Origin of the sequence: Shewanella sp. NKUCC05_KAH (assembly GCF_019345585.1) — a bacterium.
Lineage (GTDB): Bacteria > Pseudomonadota > Gammaproteobacteria > Enterobacterales > Shewanellaceae > Shewanella > Shewanella oncorhynchi.
Genome location: NZ_JAHKQZ010000019.1, coordinates 111,788 through 129,516, shown reverse-complemented (window position 1 = coordinate 129,516; position 17,729 = coordinate 111,788). Strand labels below are relative to the sequence as shown.

Sequence of the window (17,729 nt, the reverse complement as noted above, 5' to 3'; positions counted from 1 at the left end):
CCTTGAAGCCCTGTGATTGATGTTTGTTCGCACTTCCATCAGATCACACTTCAAGGTGTAAGTTCACTCCAATCTAATGATTTATATGTAAATCATCAGGGGATTCTTCAGTGCAGGGCTGCCCCGTCTGATGTGAATGGACTCACGAATGCCGCGATGGCATGGATGCCAAAAAGCGGCCATGGGGCGGACGGTCGTCTCACAAATCAGCATTGGGGTGATTATTAGCTTAAAAGATGAGAGCAGAGATTTAACTATGGCAGGTTCTCTAACTTTTCTTTAAGAGATCAATTTATGTCTATATCATTACTCTTGAATAGTTAACGGTATGATATTAAGCTTTTTTGTCTCCATATCAATAAATGCAACCGCTAACGAAATAGAGCCACCTTTTACGTGGCTTTCAATTTTATCAGCAATGTCTAATTGCGTACCAGATAAACGCAGTGAGTACACGACCATATTTAACCAAGGCTTAGAGAATTGCAGAAAACAACCCATTGACAGCTTATCAAGCTGAATGCCACCGTCAGAACCCGTGGTTTTCATACCTAACATTAACAAAAATTGTCCGTTTTTTTCACCCGCTGCAAGCATGTCATTATTATATTCACCTCCAAATCGCCCTGCTAATATCTCAAGACCTTGCTGTTTTGCAACTGTGACAAATATATCACTACGGCGACGAGCATCGGCAGAATATTCATTCATCTGATAACTGATATCAGGCATATCACCATCGGCATTTACTGGTGAATTATTTTTAAAAATATCAAATATGCTCATATAAACTCTCAATATTAGGCAAAGGGTGATGAACCTACAGTAACATCGACTCGTTTATCCACTTCACTCACTGGCGAAAAAGGCGTCATTTCATTCGTAAAAGGCTGAAATAGATCAAAATCAGCTAAAAAATCATATTCATCACTATATGTGGTAAGGGGGGATATTGGCAGCCATTCCATAGGTAAATAGGGACTGTCCACCTGTACCTGATACCCTGCACGCCAAGCCATTTTGGCGTAAATAAAGCCAAACAACGACATTAAATGTTCGGTTAATCCCAGTGCGCCATCAAAATTGCGAACTTTAGCTTTCGGGCCCGTAAGACTGTTTAATACCTGTTCCATGGCAGGCACATCCCCTTTTGCCAACGCTAGATAGAACTCATGGTCAATTTGGTACTTTGCCATCTTTTTCCCCGGTGGGTTGGCTAAAATATATTCAGCACGCTCCCCCAACAAATCCCATTTACCTTGCAGCGCTAAAATCGCTTGGAACGCATGATATTCAGGGCAACCGACACGATTACGTACAGCTTTCCCGCCTGTTACTCGGTAAAGAGGAGAGATAAACTGGCTGTGCCAGCTAATTAAAAGCTCATGATCACTTATCAGTGCCATAAAGTGACAAAATGCACCTTGCCACTCGCTGCTGGCCCTCTGAGTATAGAGTCTATCTAACTTAGCCGAGGTATAGGCATGTTGGCGAAGTTGCTCTAAATCCCCATCCTTAAACCATGACAACAAGGATTTAGCATAATAGTGAGACTTTAATGCTAATAAGCAACCTTGCCGTGATCCAGTATTCGTCAGAATAAATTCTAGTGCATCGTCAATACGCGTATCGACAGTCCAATTAAGTCTATCTATTCCCGTTTCAAAACATATTTTTGCCATTATGCTCCGTCTCTTAATAACTATATGTCTCGTTCTAGCGTTATCCTAACAAAGAAAGCGGTTAAACGATTGTCTGCTATTGGCTCAATTTTAAATCCCAACCATCAATTTATATTATTGCCAGCACAGCTTTTAGCTCTGCAATTTCCGATTTTGTTAATGGTCGCATTTGACCTTCTTGTAACTCACCAGATGCTAATTCGCGTAAATTCAGCGCCATTATGGCGATGCGCTCAAGATCGATAACACTATATCCGAGTGCCTTAGACATACGCCGAATTTGTCGATTTAATCCCTGAGTCAGCACGATTTCAAAGTTGTCCGAACTGAGGCGGCGGACTTGGCAGGGCAGGGTTTGCAGGTCTTTATAACGCACTCCACTGGCCATTTGTTCAATAAAATCATCAGTGAATGGCCTATCGAGGCGCACATGGTAGGTTTTGCTGTGGGCAAAAATGGGGTGCATCAGTTTATGGGTCAGCTCACCATCGTTAGTTAATAGCAGTAGGCCGCGAGAATCTTTATCGAGTCTGCCGACGGGGTAGAGTCTTGGCGCTTTGGGAAGCAGGTGTATAAGGCTCGCTTCATCCTGCTCAAGCAGACGGCAATCCGTGCCCACAGCTTTGTTAAATACCCAATAGGCGAGCGTTTCGGCTTTAGTGATAGGTTTGCCATCAAACTCTATACGGTCGAGGCAGTGTAATGACTCGTCCAAACAGATGGGATCTGTGTGGCGGGCGATACCGCCATTGAGTGTGATGCGCCCAGCCTCAATCAAACGGCAGGCTTCACGGCGTGAGCCTATGCCACACTGGGCGAGGTATTTTGCTAAGCGCATGGATTACCCTAAAGTATTTGGCGTTCTTGGGCGCGATGATACAGTATTTTTGATAGGCGCCGCATTGCAAAGGCTAGGCTTAAACACCAAATAATACTCAAGTTAGTTTGGAGCCACATATTGGCTGAAACAGTACAAAAGTGTGTTTGGGGCATACAGGGAGGGAAATCCAATATTGTCCAATCTAATTGCAGGGTTAAACTCACGGCACTACAAAAGCTGATCAGGCTCAAATAGAACAGTGGCTTTGGGCAAATAAACCGAGGCACTATCCCCGCTATAATCACAAGGCTGTGTAAGATGAGGGTGCTTAATAGATAACTCGTTGAAACTATTCTGTGTATGCTCAAAAAATTAATGGGGAATATTCCCATCAAAATCACAGAGACTCCTACCCAAGCACCTGTAAGTGCTATGCATTGGCTAAACGTATCCAGTTTTAGTAAGTAGAGCCCGGTCATTGAAATGAGTATGCAGAGCCCCGCAGCTAATAAGCTTAAATTAAACACATAAGCGAGGGGGGAGTTGATATAGTTACCTAAAAAATCAGCTCGTATTTGTAAGACTTGAACTCCAACGTTTTGATATTCAGCATAAATAGCAATTAAAACTCCAGAAGCGCTAATAAAGGCTGCGCCTACAATCAACCATGTAATGAGACGATGTAGATCGTAATAACTTGGTTCTTGGTGATAAAGAGGATTCATGGGGGACTAAAAATATACTGACGGGATATGACCACATTGAATGCGGTAACTTGCCTGAATTGTTTAATGAAGGCAAGCGAGCTAATGCTTTTTCGTCAAAAGAGGTTTTAAAATGACAAGGAACGCCTAGTGCGTCCCTTGTTATAAACGTTAGATTCTACTCATGCGACTCAAATATCATTTAGTGTCGTTTGCGGAAAATTACAATCGCAACAGCCACTACGGCTAAAATCATACAGTACCAAGCGTGTGATACCGCTGCTAATGGCGTGATGCTAAAGGTCGAAGCAATTAAGAGTGCCTGTGCACCATACGGGATTAAACCTTGGATAATACAGGCGAAAATATCGAGTATGCTGGCGGCACGTTTTGGACTCACGCCATGCTTCTCTGCTAAGTCTTTTGCAATATCTCCCGTCACCACGATAGAAACTGTATTGTTAGCCACACAAGAGTTAGTCACTGCGACTATACCTGCCATGCCTAGCTCAGCAGCGCGGCATGAAGCTTCACCTTGCGCCTTGGAGAAACGAGTGATCAGCTTTTCAATCTGTTTACTCACAAAGGCAAGGCCACCTTGCTGCTGCATGAGTGCGGCTAAACCACCCACTAGCATAGACAGAATGAAAATCTCCTGCATATTGCTAAAGCCAGCATAAATATCTTTACCGAATTGGATCACACCGTAATCCATAGTAAACAGGCCGGTTGCGCCCGCTAATAAGATACCTAAGGTCAAGACCACAAATACGTTCAGACCTGCCACAGCTAAGATCAAAATGGTCAGATAAGGAATGACCTTAATAAGATCGATATTCTGCGTTGCTAATTCTGCTTGGCCTTGTCCGGCAAATACAAAGGCGATTAAAGTTAGCAGTGATGCGGGGATAGCGAAAATCAAATTTTCACGAAATTTATCTTTCATATCACAGCCTTGGGTGCGCGTAGCTGCAATTGTGGTATCGGAAATAATCGACAAGTTGTCACCAAATAGGGCGCCAGACATCACGGCTCCCGCCATCAGTGCATAGTCGATTTGCGCTTGGTCGGCTACGCCTAGGGCGATGGGAGCGACAGCAGCGATTGTCCCCATAGAGGTTCCCATGGCCGTTGCGATAAAAGCGGCGATCACGAAGAAACCAGGTAGTAACAGGTTCGATGGGATTAACGATAAACCAAGAGCAACAGTAGCATCGACGCCGCCAGTGGCTTTAGCGACTGCAGCGAAGGCGCCTGCAAGTAAGTAAATTAAACACATAGCAATAATATTGCTGTGACCAATACCGCCAATAAAGGTATCAATCGATTGGTTTAATTTCTGTTTTGATAAAATCAACGCCAGAATGATTGCAGGTAAAATAGCGATAACGCTGGGTAATTGATAGAAGGCAAAGTCGACACCTTGGCTTTGGAAATACACACCCGCGCCAATGAAAAGACCAAGGAAAACAAATAATGGCAACAGGGCAATAAAAGATGCCGGGCTGTGCTGTGCTGCTGTTGGATTGCTCAAATGTTATCTCTCTTTCGCTTAGGGTTTTTCCGCAGGATCCTTGGCAGTCAAACTCGCTTAAATTCAGTGTTGCCTCGGCATCGTATCCTAGCAACTTGAGGCAAAGCATATTTGATCCCTGAGAACCTGTCAATTTAGACGTCTAGATGTTTTTACTTCCGTTGTGATCGATAGGTTATTAATAGGTTGTATAAGATGAAAATTAGTCATTATTTTAATTATTAATCAATACTTTAATAGTTTGTGTTCAGGTTGGGTTAGAGGGTTTATATCTGATTTAGCGTGTATTTCAACTGAACGGAATTGCATGAAATTTAAGCGGATGACTGGTGTGATGGAGTAAGCCGGCTATTTATCGCTCCATTTAGTGTGAGTTGTTGGTGGGTAAGCCAGCATAAATAACCTAAATGATGAGTGGCATTAATCAATAGGGCTCATTTGGGGACGTATTGACTTAGTTCGCTAGTGCAGCGTTGTGATAGCCATGATAAGTCAAATAACTTTAATAAAACCTTAATAAGCAATCTATTGTTTTTAAATGTAAAACAGTTTCAAGCATCTAAAATCCCCATAAAAACTAATGGCAACAATTTGTATTGAAGTAGAGACTTTAATAGAATCCGCACAAATTATGTTAATTACTCTTAGTGCTTTGTTTAAATTTAACTGGATGAAGCGTTTATTGCTGATCCCTTAGATCTTCCTACTACAGTGGGTATTATCATGATACGTCGCGCTAAGCCATTACTCGGAACGCTGGTGGAAATCGCTGCCGAGTCACTGCCAAATCAAAGCGGTGAGGTACAACTTAAAGATAAAGCATTGGAAGCGGCTATTAGCGCGGCTTTTTCGCGTGTGACCCATATTGGGCGGTTGCTGAGCTTCCATCAACAGGACAGCGAGTTAAATCAGTTAAATCGGCAGCCGGGAATTTGGGTAACGTTAAGCCAAGATAGTTTACGAGTGCTCAAGTTGGCTAAGGGGCTGGGTAAGGCGAGCAACAACTTATTCAATTGTACCGTTGGCGGCGAAATGATGTCTCGCGGCGCTTTGCCTGCTTACCTTGGTATGCCATTGTTATTGCAAGGTGACTGGCAAGATATTGAAATAAAAGGTAATCAAGCGCGATTAGCTAGACCGCTAATTTTAACCTTAGATGGTATAGCTAAAGGTTATGCGGTCGATATGGCAGTGAGTGAGCTGCGTCGCGCTGGCGTGAGCGGAGGTTGGGTCAATGCGGGTGGCGATTTAAAAGTTTTTGGCAGTGCATCTTTAAATGTAGTGTGCCGCGGTCCATTAGGAGCGAGCCAAAAGCTCTGCGTTAGCAATATGGCGCTCGCCAGCTCAAGGGTCTCACAAACCTTAAGTCATGATTACCCTGCACTATTACTGCCAACTGGCAATGTTGCCGATACGAACGTCGATGCTGAAAGCGAGCGTATTGTTAGTGTGAGAGCCTCTTTTGCTTGGCGCGCCGATGCGTTAACGAAAGTCGCAGGCTATCTTAATCCCGACTTGGCCGCTGAAAAAATTGCTCACTTGGGTGGTCAATTAGTCAGTTTTGATTGATGTATCTTTTGGTTGTTTTACAGCTTTTGCAGATGATTGAATTAGAAATTCAATCATTACTGTGAGTTAACATTAAGCAGTTAGTACTGTTATTCGCACTTTAACGGGTGAATCGATACAACTTGGGTTCAGTATCGTTACCGTTATTTGCAACTTGCATACGGTTGTGGGCTTTTATTGTCTTCAAGCTTTTCTTGGTATTATTTCCATTAAAAAGAGTGCCTACATTGGGCACTCTTTTCGTTTCAATAGCTTATCGCTCACCATGTGTCGTTAGTCATTTATCCTAAGCGACTTTAAATCGCGCAACTTCTTTTTGTAGGTTGCTGCAAATGGCTTTAGTGTTGACGACTATTTGCTGCGTTTCTTGGATCACTAAGTTGCAGTATCTTGTTTTATCGGATAATTCGGTCAAGTTACGATTAATTTCTTCGGTCACATGGGTTTGCTCTTCGGTCGCAGTCGCCGTTTGAGTGGACATCTCACTGACCTTAGAGGTGGAGTTTAGAATTTCATCTAATGCATCTTGGGTTTGGCTGGCAAGGGTCACGGTTGATGTGGTCAAGCTAGCTCCCGATTCAATGCTTTTAACCGCATCATTTACTCCGCGTTGCAACTCTTCAATCATGCGCTGAATATCTTGGGTTGAGGTTTCGGTACGACTCGCCAGTGTACGTACTTCATCGGCGACTACGGCAAAGCCACGGCCCTGTTCGCCAGCACGCGCCGCTTCAATGGCCGCGTTAAGGGCAAGGAGGTTAGTTTGCTCAGCGATTGAGCGAATCACATCAAGCACTGAGGCAATATTGGCAGAATTGACTGAAAGTTTTTCAATAACAGTCACAGCATTTTTAACTGATTCAGATAGTTGCTGAATATGATTAACGGACTGGGCGAGGATATTCTTACCCTCTACTGTTTGGTCATTCACCTTAGTGATTTCGGTGGCTGTATGAAGAGCGTTACTGGCGACTTCTCTTACGGCTGCACTCATTTCATTTACTGCTGTGACAATGGTATCGACAAACTGCTCTTGTTCATGGCTGATGTTGATTGTGGTAGCTGACTTAGTTGCAAGGCTTTCAACGGTTTGGCTCACATCTTTAGTTTGACCAATAATCGAGATGACCATTTGCTGTAGCTGCTCTACAAATAAGTTAAATGCATGGGCGAGCTCGCCGATTTCATCCTGACGTGTGATAGGGATCCTTTGGGTTAAGTTACCGTCACCATCGACAATGTCATTGATCCTGCTAGTGATATCTTCAATTGCATTGACTATGATTTTAGGTCCGAAGTAGGCAATCAACAGCGCCACAATGGCGACTAAGCTCGCTATCGTTAAGGATATTTGGGTTTGGGTGGTTGCCTGTTCCGTTGCTTGTAAATCTAGCTCTTTTACTCTGTTATCGGCGGCTTCGCCCGCGGCATTGTAGATATCTCTTAATGCCTTAAATTCTTGCTTGGATTTGGTTTCGTGGAGTTGTTTCGCGCGTTCAAAATCATTACTTTTAACGGCATTAATGACCTCTGATGAGGCTTGATACCAGAGCGAAAACTGCGCCTCAAAGCCATTGGTTGATTGCAGTACTTGCAGGTGATCTGTCAGGATTTTTTTAAATTCTCCCATTCTGTCACGGGCTTGATCGACATTCTCTTGCCAGTTATCAATCTCACTCTTGCGATTATCGGCAGATAATTCTTCCCTGAGTAACACTTCTTCACTTAGCTGCGCTTGATAAAGGTCGCGATCTGCATTGAGAATTGCCGAAATTGCGGGATTAAATAACTGACTAAATTCCTGCATCTGTTTCACTGTAGCACGGCTTTGCATAGCGTCGGTGACTGCCATGACAATGAGGGCTGTCGCCATAATGGCAAACATCAGTGAAAACTTAACGCGAATACTGTTAAACATAGGACGATCTCCATTAATAACTTAATAAATAGCTTAGCCGTTATTTATAGAATTGCCTTTGCGTGCAGCAGATTGCGATGGGATTTTGTACGCATTGAAATAAGCGAAACCGCCTTGGTCACTATTACCAAGGCGTTGACGCATTACTTTGGATTATTCAGGACAAGCTAGGGTAGGGATGACTTTAGGCTTAGGTTTTATCTGTACTAGCATGACGCCAATAATGACCATAGAACCGCCAATATAATGATAAATAGCTAAGGTTTCATCTAGGATGATGGCCGCCAGTATCGCCGCAATAATAGGCATTAAATTAAAGAATACGCTGGTGCGATCGGCGCCGAGTTTGCTTATGCCATTGATCCAAGCCCACGGCGCTAAAAGTGAGGCAGCGATAGCAGCGTAAAGTATCAGTGGTGCCGATTGGGCACTGATCGCTATGCTGGGACTCGTAAACAGCAGTGGCGTCAGCATGAATACGGCTATGAGTCCTTGAATATAAACCGATTCCCAAGTTGGCAGTGGCAGTTGCCAGCGTTTCAGTAATACGCCATAGAGTGCATACACAAAGGCGCTAAAGAGCAACAGTAAATCACCTTGAGTCACGCCGATGGCAAGGTTCATCATATCGCCGTGACTGAGCATAAAAATCAATCCAAATAGCGAGATTAAGGTGCCACCAAAGGCTAACGGTGATAATTTTTGCTTGAGTAATGGCACGGCTAAAAACAGACTGATCATAGGCACGAGAGAGGTGATTAATGCCATATTTGTTGCCGTGGTGGTTGCCGCCGCAAAATAGGCCAGACTTTGGTTTAGCACCATACCTAACAAAGCCAAAGTAGCAAACTTAGGTAACAAAGGTAGTATCACTTGGCGTTTTTGCCAGACGCGACTTGCGACAAAGGGGGTTAACAATAACATAGCGAAAAACCAACGGTAAAATGCTATGGCTTCAGGATCGATAATCCCAAATGAGAGCTTGTTGACTATCGAATTGCCTGCCCAAATTAATACGGCCAACAGGGGAAACAAATACAGCATGGTCTTGCCTTTAGGTACTGGCTAAAGTGACTGGCCATAGCTTATGGCTTATCACTTAAGCATCCAGATAATAGATTAGTGGCTATTATCCATGGTCGGTTATGATATAAATATCGCTTATCAGACAAGGTCAGTTCCTCTACGGACAAGCGTAATCTGGGTTAGCGATTTCGTTTGAGTTTTTTGGACCACCATAGCTTTGAGGGCATCAAAATGCGCACGGTTTACCATCCGCTCACGGCAGAGCAAGAGCCTGCTGCAGATATCTTCTTCAACTATGAAGCTTTCTTGCCAAATACGGTAACGCCAAAACATCAACATATTTGGGGACAACTGCAGTTAATCAGCGGTGGAATTATGGAGTTACATGCTGCAGGGCAACGGTTTTTATCGCCGTCACAATATGCGATTTGGGTTCCTGCGGGGATAGAACATGAAAGTTATACTCGGCGTAGTATTCATTATTGCTCGATGAATATAGTTGCTGAGCGGGCTGCGGCTTTTCCCATAGAGACCTGTTTGTTAGCCGTGACACCTATTGCCCAATCGATAGTGAACGATCTGCGGGAGCGGCAAGTCACTGTGGCAGAAACTGCGGCGGATAAGCGACTGGTTGAGGTTTTGCTCGATCAGCTGACCTTGGGTAAAGCTCTACCGCAATTTCTGCCCACCGTTTCAGATAAACTGTTACAGCCGTTGTTGCTGGCACTTGAAGCCGACCCTGCGAGTTCGAAAACCTTTAAATCTTGGGCTAGTGAATTACATACCACAGAGCGTACCTTAGCTCGTCGCTGCCAAGAGGTTCTGGGAATGAGTTTTACTGAGCTAAGACAAAGGCATAAGTTTATCTATTCCTTACAACTATTACGTCAGGGGCTTGCGATCAAAGAGGTGGCATTGACGCTCGGCTATAACCAAACTTCGCCTTATATCGTGATGTTTAAAAAATATGCTCAGTGCTCACCTGAACAGTATCGCCGCCGATTGTGATTGAGTGGCTGATGGAGCAAGGCTTAATAAAGGCGAGATAATGAGATCCTATGCGAAAGTCGCGCTAGATGATGCACTAAAAATATTGGGGGAAACTGTGAAATAAGATAGGGTGCTAAAGTATTAACACCCTATTTTCGGCCTATTTAAAGAGAGGATTTAAGGTTTTTTACAGAGTTAGATAAGTTAGTCGGAAGCCTTTTGGCGGTTCCGTTTATCTTGACGCTTCTCTTTTAAGGTTTTCATTGGCGGTTTTTTGTTTTTTTCTTTACTCATAGATATAAACTCCAAAGTGAAGGTTACTATCCGAACCCGCGCCGCAAATCGGTTTCGATAGTTGGGCTCAATTTTTTATTTCAGGCTTTAATTGAGACGGTTTATTTATAAAGAGTATAAAAATAAATTTAACGATTGAGGCGCCGTGCTAAACCTCTTAACCCCTTTGCTGTTTACTCTAAAGCGCTGCCATGACTTATACGTAAATAGTTGCAAAGAGTCGTTAATTGCAGTGTTAAACTTATTTAAAGTGTCTCTTTAATAAATATCGCGGCCAGTTAATGACTTCAAAATAACATTCCCTCTTATTATATTATATTATGTTGAAAATGCCGCTATAAGCCGCCGCTAATAGCGAGTTCAAAGCATGTTGCCACTGAATTGAACATGCTCTATTTTAAAATGCTTACAACCTTATAATCATATTTTTTAAAATTTCTGAAATGTTATCAAGTAGCAATACTCAATAGCCATTGACAAAAAGTATGCCAAATGATTTTTCCTATACAGATTTTTTAGGTTGTTTTTTCGTTAAACTGACATCTTTAATCATAAACAGAACTGGTTTGCCTAAAATGCTCACCTCTGCCAGTTCGCCCTTTGATAACCCAAGTAAGCTGACGCCTAAATCTGATATGACAGAGAAACGTCCTGCACTGGGTTTATGCCTTGGTGGATACACGAGTTCAATTTGGTACTCTTGCTGATCCTGCAGATTAACTAAGTGAATTTCCCGTCCCACAGTCACTTTATCACTCGTCGTATCATGCTTTAGCTGCTCAAGCTTACTAATCACGCCTGCCAAAGCCGTTGGGCGTAGAGAGGCATTAAAACTGTTTTGTAAATAATAGGTTTCAGTTTTTAGAATAAAATTCTGGAAAAGACCACTAAAAAAAGAATATGCCATTGTCGCCTCTGAAATAACAAAGTTAAAATATAAGCATAGGAATTAAAATGAGTATTACTCTGTGCTTATTTCACAAGAAGTTATAATTCTGCCGAGCGCGAGTGACGCTCGGCTTAGACTGGGAATTTGAGCGAGAGGCGGATTGAGCTTACTGAACTAGATGTGTTAGCTAACACATGGGAAAATAGTGATGAAAATGCAGTGCTAAACATAGTGTTACATCTCCAGTCAAAAAGTTGATATTCGATTGATTATTTATTTTTTGTATATCGATTTAGTATATCGGCCTTGTTGTTAACTAAATCTTGCCATTAACTAAATAAGTAATTGCTTGGCTGATACCATAGGTCAAGTAAAAATATAAAGCAAGCCTAACTAAACTAATCTTGCTGAATATACTGATAACAGCAAAGCTAGATTTAACATAGTTTTAACTTTGCTACATTGAGGCTAGTCTTCGTCAATTTAATGCTAGCACTCGTAAAGTAAACTGAGCACTTGTTAATTTGGCGGAACTGAAAGCCAAATTAATTCAACCATTGAATGTTCTAGTGCATTGTCGCTAGATGCTATGGGCACTAACTGAATTAAGCCTTAATATAAGCTTCTAAAGTCAATATTTACTTAGGTTGTTAAGCCCGCACCTTTTAAAAGTATTTTGATACACATAGAGACGAGGAACAGACAGCTTACGCTTGTACACCAAATCAGCACTAACCAGCCGAGTCGATAGGCGAGGGATTTCGTTTGGGTCGTCATGTTGATCTCCTGCATATGTAAAGTCATCTAAGGTGAATCAGCGACCTAAGCCAAGTTAGCTTAGGTCGCGTTTTGGGAAGCCTCTTTTACCTGAGTCATGGCTAGTGATAGCCTGCATCCTTGGTTACTTTGCCGCGGAACACGTAGTAGCTCCAAAAGGTATAAACCAAAATCAGCGGGATGATCATCAGGGCGCCGACGAGCATAAAGCTTAGGCTGCTGTCGGGGGCTGCTGCCTGCCAAAGGCTGATGTTGGGTGGAATAATGTGCGGCCAGATACTGATCCCTAAGCCACTAAATCCTAAGAAAATCAGCCCTAGAGTGAGTAGGAATGGCTGATAGTTATCATCACGATTTAGGGATTTTATCAAGGCCCAACCGCAGGCTAATACCAGTATTGGCACTGGGGCGAAGTAGAATAAATTCGGTAAACTAAACCAGCGCAGGGCAATATTGGGTTGCACAAAAGGCGTCCATAAACTGACTAAACCTATGGTCATCAACAGGCATAAGGTCAGTGCTCTACCGAGTTGTTGCATGGTCGTTTTAAGCTCGCCTTGGCATTTTTTCACCAGCCAAGTCGCGCCGAGCAGAGCATAGGCCAGCATAAGGCCAAATCCGCAGAAAAGTGAGAAGGGCGTTAACCAATCGAAACTACTGCCACTAAATTGTTGGTTACTCACCGAAATGCCGGAGATAAACGCCCCCAGCACTACGCCCTGTGAAAAGGTGGCCGTGATAGAGCCAAACATAAACGCTTTATCCCAGAATGGTTTAGCTTCTGCGCCCGACTTAAATCTAAACTCAAATGCTACGCCGCGAAAAATCAATGCCAGCAGCATGATGAGCAGCGGTATGGTTAGCGCTTCGAGCACTATGGCATAGGCGAGGGGAAAGGCACCGAGCAGACTAGCGCCGCCGAGCACTAACCAAGTTTCGTTACCATCCCAAACAGGGGCGACGGTATTGACCATAATATCCCTGTCGTCCTCATCGTGAATGAAGGGAAACAGTATGCCTATGCCGAGATCAAAGCCATCCATCACGATATACATTAAGGTGGCAAAAATGATGATCCCGAACCAAATCAAGGGTAGATCGAATTCCATGGTGAGCCCTTAAATATGTTTAAGATTGAATAAGTAAAACTAGATTCATTTACTTTAAAATTAATGGCTTGTTGCCGCGATATCTGGCCCTTTGCGGATGAGTCGCATTATATAGCGATAACCAACGCCAAAGATGCCGCAGTAACTGACGATGAAAATCCCTAGGCTGATACTCAAGTGGGTAACGCTGTGGGAAGACACGGCATCCTGAGTGCGCATCAATCCTTGGATCACCCAAGGTTGACGGCCAAGCTCGGTGGTAAACCAACCTGCTAGTGTGGCGAGCAATCCGGCGGGGCCGAGCACCAATACAAATCGCAGAAAGTGTTTGTTGCTGTAGAGGCTGCCTTTGCGCCTGAGATAAGCGCTCCACAGTCCAGCAAAAATCATCAATAAGCCTAAGCCGACCATGAGCCTAAAACTCCAAAACACTAACAACACATTGGGTCTGTCCTCGGCGGGATACTCAGTTAAGGCTGGCACTTGTTTACTTAAATCATGTTTTAAGATCAGGCTCGCGAGCCCTGGGATTTCGAGACTGAAGTGGTTTTTCTCTGCGTCCATATCGGGAATCGCAAACAAGATAAGCGGTGTGGGTTTGTCACCCTCATTACGCCAATGGCCTTCCATTGCCGCGACTTTTACTGGTTGATATTCAAGGGTATTTAAGCCGTGAAAATCGCCAATCACAGCTTGCAGCGGCGCGACAATTAACGCCATCCACATCGCCATAGACAACATCTTGCGGATCGCGGGCGTGTCGTTACCTTTGAGTAAATGCCAAGCCGCCGATGCGCCCACAAAGAAAGCCGATGAAATAAAGGCTGCCACTGTCATATGGGCTAAACGATAGGGAAATGAAGGGTTAAACACTATCTGAAACCAATCCACAGGAATAACGCGATTGTTCACGATTTCAAAACCTTGGGGCGTCTGCATCCAGCTGTTTGAAGCTAAGATCCAGAAAGTTGAGATAATAGTGCCCGTGGCGACCATACAAGTGGCGAAGAAGTGCAGGTTTTTGCCTACCTTCTGCTGACCAAATAGCATGACCCCCAGAAACCCCGCTTCGAGGAAGAAGGCGGTGAGGACTTCATAGGTGAGTAGCGGCCCAGTTACGCTGCCCGCGAAGGCGGAAAACGCGCTCCAATGGGTACCAAATTGATAGGCCATCACTATGCCTGAGACCACGCCCATGCCAAAGTTTATGGCAAAAATCTTCGACCAAAATTGATAGAGTTGTTGGTAAACCTCATTCGCCGTTTTCAGCCATAAGCCTTCTAATACCGCCAGATAGGTGGCGAGGCCGATAGTGATGGCAGGGAAAATAATGTGAAAAGAGATGGTAAAAGCAAATTGGATCCTAGCGAGTACTGTGGCATCAAAATCAAACATAATTTCCTCGAGCGATAGGCATTTCTCGTTACAAAGGCATTGTTCTAGTCGCGTTCACTGAACCCTAAATTGGCTTGACGGTGAAAGCTTGTGTGCTATTAGACCATGGGATATGCTGGCTATAACAGACACAGAATATCTTGGCTTGGCTATAACAGATGACGAAGTATGAGCAGTTAGCGCAGGAATTAAAGACACGAATAGCCCAAGGTGTTTGGCAGGCGGGGGACAAGTTGCCGTCGCTGCGCCAAACTGTGGCCGATTCGGGCTTGAGTCTGATGACAGTGCTCAATGCCTATCAGTTATTGGAAAGCCAAGGCGTGATCTCGGCGCAGGCTAAGTCTGGCTATTTAGTGGCGCCAAAGCCGGAATTAATCGCGCGGCAGGGAGAAGCCTTTCGTTATCCCGAGCGGCAAAAGCCGATTTATCTTTCCGATAGTGTGGATATTAATGAGTTTGTCTTCAATGTGTTGCAGGCTTCAAAGCAGGCGGACATAGTGCCTTTTGGTTCAGGATTTCCTGATCCTAGTTTATTCCCGCAACAAGCACTGGCGCGATCTTTAGTTAAGGTGACTCGGCACATGTCACCTTCTTTTGCCGCCGATAATTTACCGCCAGGCAATGCGGGATTGCGTAAGGCTATCTCCCAACGTTATGCCAAATTGGGCATTAGCATTTCGCCCGACGAAATCATCATTACCTCGGGTGCCATGGAGGCGCTCAACTTGAGCTTAGCGACGCTGACTCAAGCGGGTGATTGGGTTGTCATTGAATCACCGACCTTTTATGGCGCGATGCAAGCCATTGAACGGCTTAAACTCAGGGCGATTGCGGTCGCGACCGATCCCCAACAGGGGATTGATCTCGAGGCGCTGGCAGAAGTGTTAAATACCTATCCAGTGAAAGCCTGCTGGTTGATGAGCCAACATCAAAATCCCTTAGGTTGCAGCTTATCGGATGCTAAAAAACAGGCGCTTTATCAGTTACTAAACGAGCATAAGGTCAGTCTGATTGAGGATGATGTTTATCAAGAACTCTATGTTGATTCCAGCGCGCCAAGGCCAGTAAAAGCCTTCGATACCGAAGGACGGGTGTTGCACTGCGGCTCATTTTCTAAGTCTTTGATTGCTGGTTATCGTGTCGGCTGGGTTGCGGCGGGATGCCATGCACCGCAGTTACAACGCTTACAAGTCATGTCGACGTTATCGACTAGTGCGCCGATGCAGCTCGCCATCGCCGATTTTATTCAGTCGGCGCAATATGAACGGCATTTGAAACAGTTACGTAAAAAGTTAGCCAGCCGTAAATTGGCCATGTATCAATTATTGTGCGCGTATCTGCCCGAATCTGTGGGGGTCAACTTCGCGCAGGGCGGCTATTTTCTCTGGTTAGCGCTGCCATCACACATGGACGCTACACAAATTTATTATCAGGCGATTGAGCGTGGGATCAGTATTGCACCCGGAAATCTCTTTAGTAATCAGGTCGAATTCCGCCATTTTATGCGTTTGAATGCCTCATACGAGTGCTCGCCAGAGATAGTCTCAGCGGTCGTGGTGCTGGCCGAACTTATCCGTAACTATTCGCGCCGAAGTTAAAGGCTGTGGCTAAAAAGTTTTAGACTTCTAGATGTCTATCTGTTAGCTTGTTGAGCATGCACAAATCTTGTGCAATTCTCAATGTCGATTGAATACTGGGCTGCTACGGATAAGGAAGGGAAAATGAAATTAGAGTCACTGGCATTACACCATGGTTATGAGTCAGAAGCGACCACGAAGGCGGCCGCAGTACCTATCTATCAAACGACCTCTTATACCTTCGATGATACCCAGCATGGTGCTGATTTATTTGACTTAAAAGTCGCTGGTAATATTTATACACGGATAATGAATCCTACCACTAGCGTGCTAGAGCAACGTCTGGCGGCCATTGAAGGCGGCATAGGTGCGCTGGCCGTAGCATCGGGTATGGCGGCGATTACCTATGCAATTCAAGCCTTGACTCAAGTTGGCGATAATATTGTCAGTACCAGTCAGCTCTATGGCGGCACTTATAATCTGTTTGCCCATACGCTGCCGCGCCAAGGCGTTGAAGTGCGCATGGCGGCCTTCGATGATTTTGAAGGCCTCGATGAGCTGATCGATGACAAAACTAAGGCCTTATTCTGCGAATCGATTGGTAATCCAGCCGGCAATATTGTCGATTTACAACGTTTAGCCGAGATTGCCCATAAGCATGGCGTGCCTTTAATTGTCGATAATACGGTCGCGACTCCAGTGTTATGTCGCCCCTTTGAGCATGGCGCCGATATCGTTATTCATTCTTTAACTAAATACATTGGTGGCCATGGCACGACGATCGGTGGCGTGATTATCGATTCTGGCAAGTTCGATTGGGTGGCGAATAAGGAAAGATTTGCCTTACTCAACCAAGCCGATCCTTCCTACCACGGCGTGGTTTACACAGAAGCCTTTGGTCCTGCTGCATTTATTGGTCGTTGCCGTGTGGTACCGCTGCGTAATACCGGCGCCGCACTGTCTCCGCACAGTGCATTTTTACTGTTGCAAGGCCTTGAAACCTTAAGCCTTAGAATGGAGCGCCATTGCTCAAATGCCTTGGCATTAGCCGAATATCTGGTGCTGCATCCGGCGGTCAGTTGGGTGAACTACGGCGCCTTGCCGAGCAGCCCTTATCAGGATAATTGCCACAAGATCACTGGCGGAAAAGCTTCTGGGATCATTAGTTTTGGGATTAAAGCGGCCACAGCTGAAGAGGGTAAGCTTGCTGGCGGACGTTTTATCGATGCACTGCAGATGATCCTGCGTTTAGTGAATATTGGCGATGCGAAATCCTTGGCCTGTCACCCTGCGAGTACCACACATAGACAGCTCGATGCCGATGAACTGGCAAGGGCGGGCGTGTCTGAAGATCTTATCCGTATCTCGGTTGGGATTGAGCATATCGACGACATCATTAACGATGTGGCGCAGGCGCTCGATAAGGCACTGGCGAGCAAATAGTC

The 17,729-nt window shown here is 44.6% G+C and carries 14 protein-coding genes; 4 read left to right on the top strand and 10 right to left on the bottom strand.

Annotation, left to right across the window (positions count from 1 at the left end; genetic code table 11):
* Positions 1 to 306: 306 nt before the first annotated feature.
* The 4 genes from KO533_RS17180 to KO533_RS17165 form a co-directional block, all read right to left on the bottom strand.
* The gene (locus KO533_RS17180; RefSeq protein ID WP_219255295.1) at positions 307 to 786 is read right to left on the bottom strand and encodes a hypothetical protein; all 480 of its coding nucleotides are present in this window, start codon (positions 784 to 786) and stop codon (positions 307 to 309) included.
* Between the two features lie 14 nt (positions 787 to 800).
* Positions 801 to 1,682 (bottom strand): Imm49 family immunity protein, encoded by an 882-nt coding sequence (locus tag KO533_RS17175; protein ID WP_219255294.1) that lies wholly within the window; start codon positions 1,680 to 1,682, stop codon positions 801 to 803.
* 109 nt (positions 1,683 to 1,791) lie between these two features.
* Positions 1,792 to 2,520, bottom strand: a complete 729-nt coding sequence (locus KO533_RS17170) for a 23S rRNA pseudouridine(2604) synthase RluF (protein ID WP_219255292.1) — start codon at positions 2,518 to 2,520, stop codon at positions 1,792 to 1,794.
* Between the two features lie 888 nt (positions 2,521 to 3,408).
* A complete protein-coding gene (locus tag KO533_RS17165; protein WP_105250033.1) occupies positions 3,409 to 4,740 on the bottom strand; it encodes a Na+/H+ antiporter NhaC family protein in 1,332 nt (443 codons plus the stop codon).
* A 723-nt stretch (positions 4,741 to 5,463) separates the two neighbouring features.
* Between KO533_RS17165 and KO533_RS17160 the strand changes: the two genes are divergently transcribed.
* Complete coding sequence (locus KO533_RS17160; RefSeq protein ID WP_173496924.1) at positions 5,464 to 6,309, top strand: FAD:protein FMN transferase; 846 nt, start codon at positions 5,464 to 5,466, stop codon at positions 6,307 to 6,309.
* A gap of 286 nt (positions 6,310 to 6,595) precedes the next feature.
* Here the strand turns inward: KO533_RS17160 and KO533_RS17155 are convergent, their stop codons facing one another.
* On the bottom strand, positions 6,596 to 8,227 hold the full coding sequence (locus KO533_RS17155) for a methyl-accepting chemotaxis protein (protein ID WP_173496925.1): 1,632 nt from the start codon (positions 8,225 to 8,227) through the stop codon (positions 6,596 to 6,598).
* Positions 8,228 to 8,380: 153 nt separating this feature from the next.
* Positions 8,381 to 9,271 (bottom strand): DMT family transporter, encoded by an 891-nt coding sequence (locus KO533_RS17150; RefSeq protein WP_113939865.1) that lies wholly within the window; start codon positions 9,269 to 9,271, stop codon positions 8,381 to 8,383.
* A gap of 213 nt (positions 9,272 to 9,484) precedes the next feature.
* Here KO533_RS17150 and KO533_RS17145 point away from each other — a divergent pair, with 213 nt between their 5' ends.
* Entirely contained in the window at positions 9,485 to 10,261 is a 777-nt protein-coding gene (locus KO533_RS17145) for a helix-turn-helix transcriptional regulator (protein WP_219255290.1), read from the top strand.
* Between the two features lie 778 nt (positions 10,262 to 11,039).
* On the opposite strand, the gene KO533_RS17140 is transcribed toward KO533_RS17145, so the two are convergent.
* The 4 genes from KO533_RS17140 to KO533_RS17125 form a co-directional block, all read right to left on the bottom strand.
* Entirely contained in the window at positions 11,040 to 11,444 is a 405-nt protein-coding gene (locus KO533_RS17140; protein ID WP_028759523.1) for a GreA/GreB family elongation factor, read from the bottom strand.
* Positions 11,445 to 12,068: 624 nt separating this feature from the next.
* Entirely contained in the window at positions 12,069 to 12,203 is a 135-nt protein-coding gene (locus KO533_RS17135) for a DUF2474 domain-containing protein (protein WP_105250029.1), read from the bottom strand.
* Between the two features lie 101 nt (positions 12,204 to 12,304).
* Positions 12,305 to 13,312: a cytochrome d ubiquinol oxidase subunit II gene (cydB, locus tag KO533_RS17130; RefSeq protein ID WP_219255289.1), complete on the bottom strand. Its 1,008-nt coding sequence runs from the start codon at positions 13,310 to 13,312 to the stop codon at positions 12,305 to 12,307.
* A gap of 60 nt (positions 13,313 to 13,372) precedes the next feature.
* A complete protein-coding gene (locus tag KO533_RS17125) occupies positions 13,373 to 14,707 on the bottom strand; it encodes a cytochrome ubiquinol oxidase subunit I (RefSeq protein ID WP_219255287.1) in 1,335 nt (444 codons plus the stop codon).
* Positions 14,708 to 14,865: 158 nt separating this feature from the next.
* Here KO533_RS17125 and KO533_RS17120 point away from each other — a divergent pair, with 158 nt between their 5' ends.
* Positions 14,866 to 16,305, top strand: a complete 1,440-nt coding sequence (locus tag KO533_RS17120) for a PLP-dependent aminotransferase family protein (protein WP_219255285.1) — start codon at positions 14,866 to 14,868, stop codon at positions 16,303 to 16,305.
* 123 nt (positions 16,306 to 16,428) lie between these two features.
* Positions 16,429 to 17,727, top strand: coding sequence for an aminotransferase class I/II-fold pyridoxal phosphate-dependent enzyme (locus KO533_RS17115; RefSeq protein WP_131523875.1), 1,299 nt, complete (start codon positions 16,429 to 16,431; stop codon positions 17,725 to 17,727).
* Positions 17,728 to 17,729: the final 2 nt, after the last annotated feature.

Excerpts from the sequence above, each read along its gene's own strand:
- KO533_RS17180 (WP_219255295.1), bottom strand. The coding sequence starts at position 786 with ATGAGCATATTTGATATTTTTAAAAATAATTCACCAGTAAATGCCGAT.
- KO533_RS17150 (WP_113939865.1), bottom strand. The coding sequence starts at position 9,271 with ATGCTGTATTTGTTTCCCCTGTTGGCCGTATTAATTTGGGCAGGCAAT.
- KO533_RS17125 (WP_219255287.1), bottom strand. The coding sequence starts at position 14,707 with ATGTTTGATTTTGATGCCACAGTACTCGCTAGGATCCAATTTGCTTTT.
- KO533_RS17170 (WP_219255292.1), bottom strand. The coding sequence starts at position 2,520 with ATGCGCTTAGCAAAATACCTCGCCCAGTGTGGCATAGGCTCACGCCGT.
- KO533_RS17145 (WP_219255290.1), top strand. The coding sequence starts at position 9,485 with ATGCGCACGGTTTACCATCCGCTCACGGCAGAGCAAGAGCCTGCTGCA.
- KO533_RS17140 (WP_028759523.1), bottom strand. The coding sequence starts at position 11,444 with ATGGCATATTCTTTTTTTAGTGGTCTTTTCCAGAATTTTATTCTAAAA.
- cydB (WP_219255289.1), bottom strand. The coding sequence starts at position 13,312 with ATGGAATTCGATCTACCCTTGATTTGGTTCGGGATCATCATTTTTGCC.
- KO533_RS17115 (WP_131523875.1), top strand. The coding sequence starts at position 16,429 with ATGAAATTAGAGTCACTGGCATTACACCATGGTTATGAGTCAGAAGCG.
- KO533_RS17160 (WP_173496924.1), top strand. The coding sequence starts at position 5,464 with ATGATACGTCGCGCTAAGCCATTACTCGGAACGCTGGTGGAAATCGCT.
- KO533_RS17120 (WP_219255285.1), top strand. The coding sequence starts at position 14,866 with ATGACGAAGTATGAGCAGTTAGCGCAGGAATTAAAGACACGAATAGCC.
- KO533_RS17175 (WP_219255294.1), bottom strand. The coding sequence starts at position 1,682 with ATGGCAAAAATATGTTTTGAAACGGGAATAGATAGACTTAATTGGACT.
- KO533_RS17135 (WP_105250029.1), bottom strand. The coding sequence starts at position 12,203 with ATGACGACCCAAACGAAATCCCTCGCCTATCGACTCGGCTGGTTAGTG.
- KO533_RS17155 (WP_173496925.1), bottom strand. The coding sequence starts at position 8,227 with ATGTTTAACAGTATTCGCGTTAAGTTTTCACTGATGTTTGCCATTATG.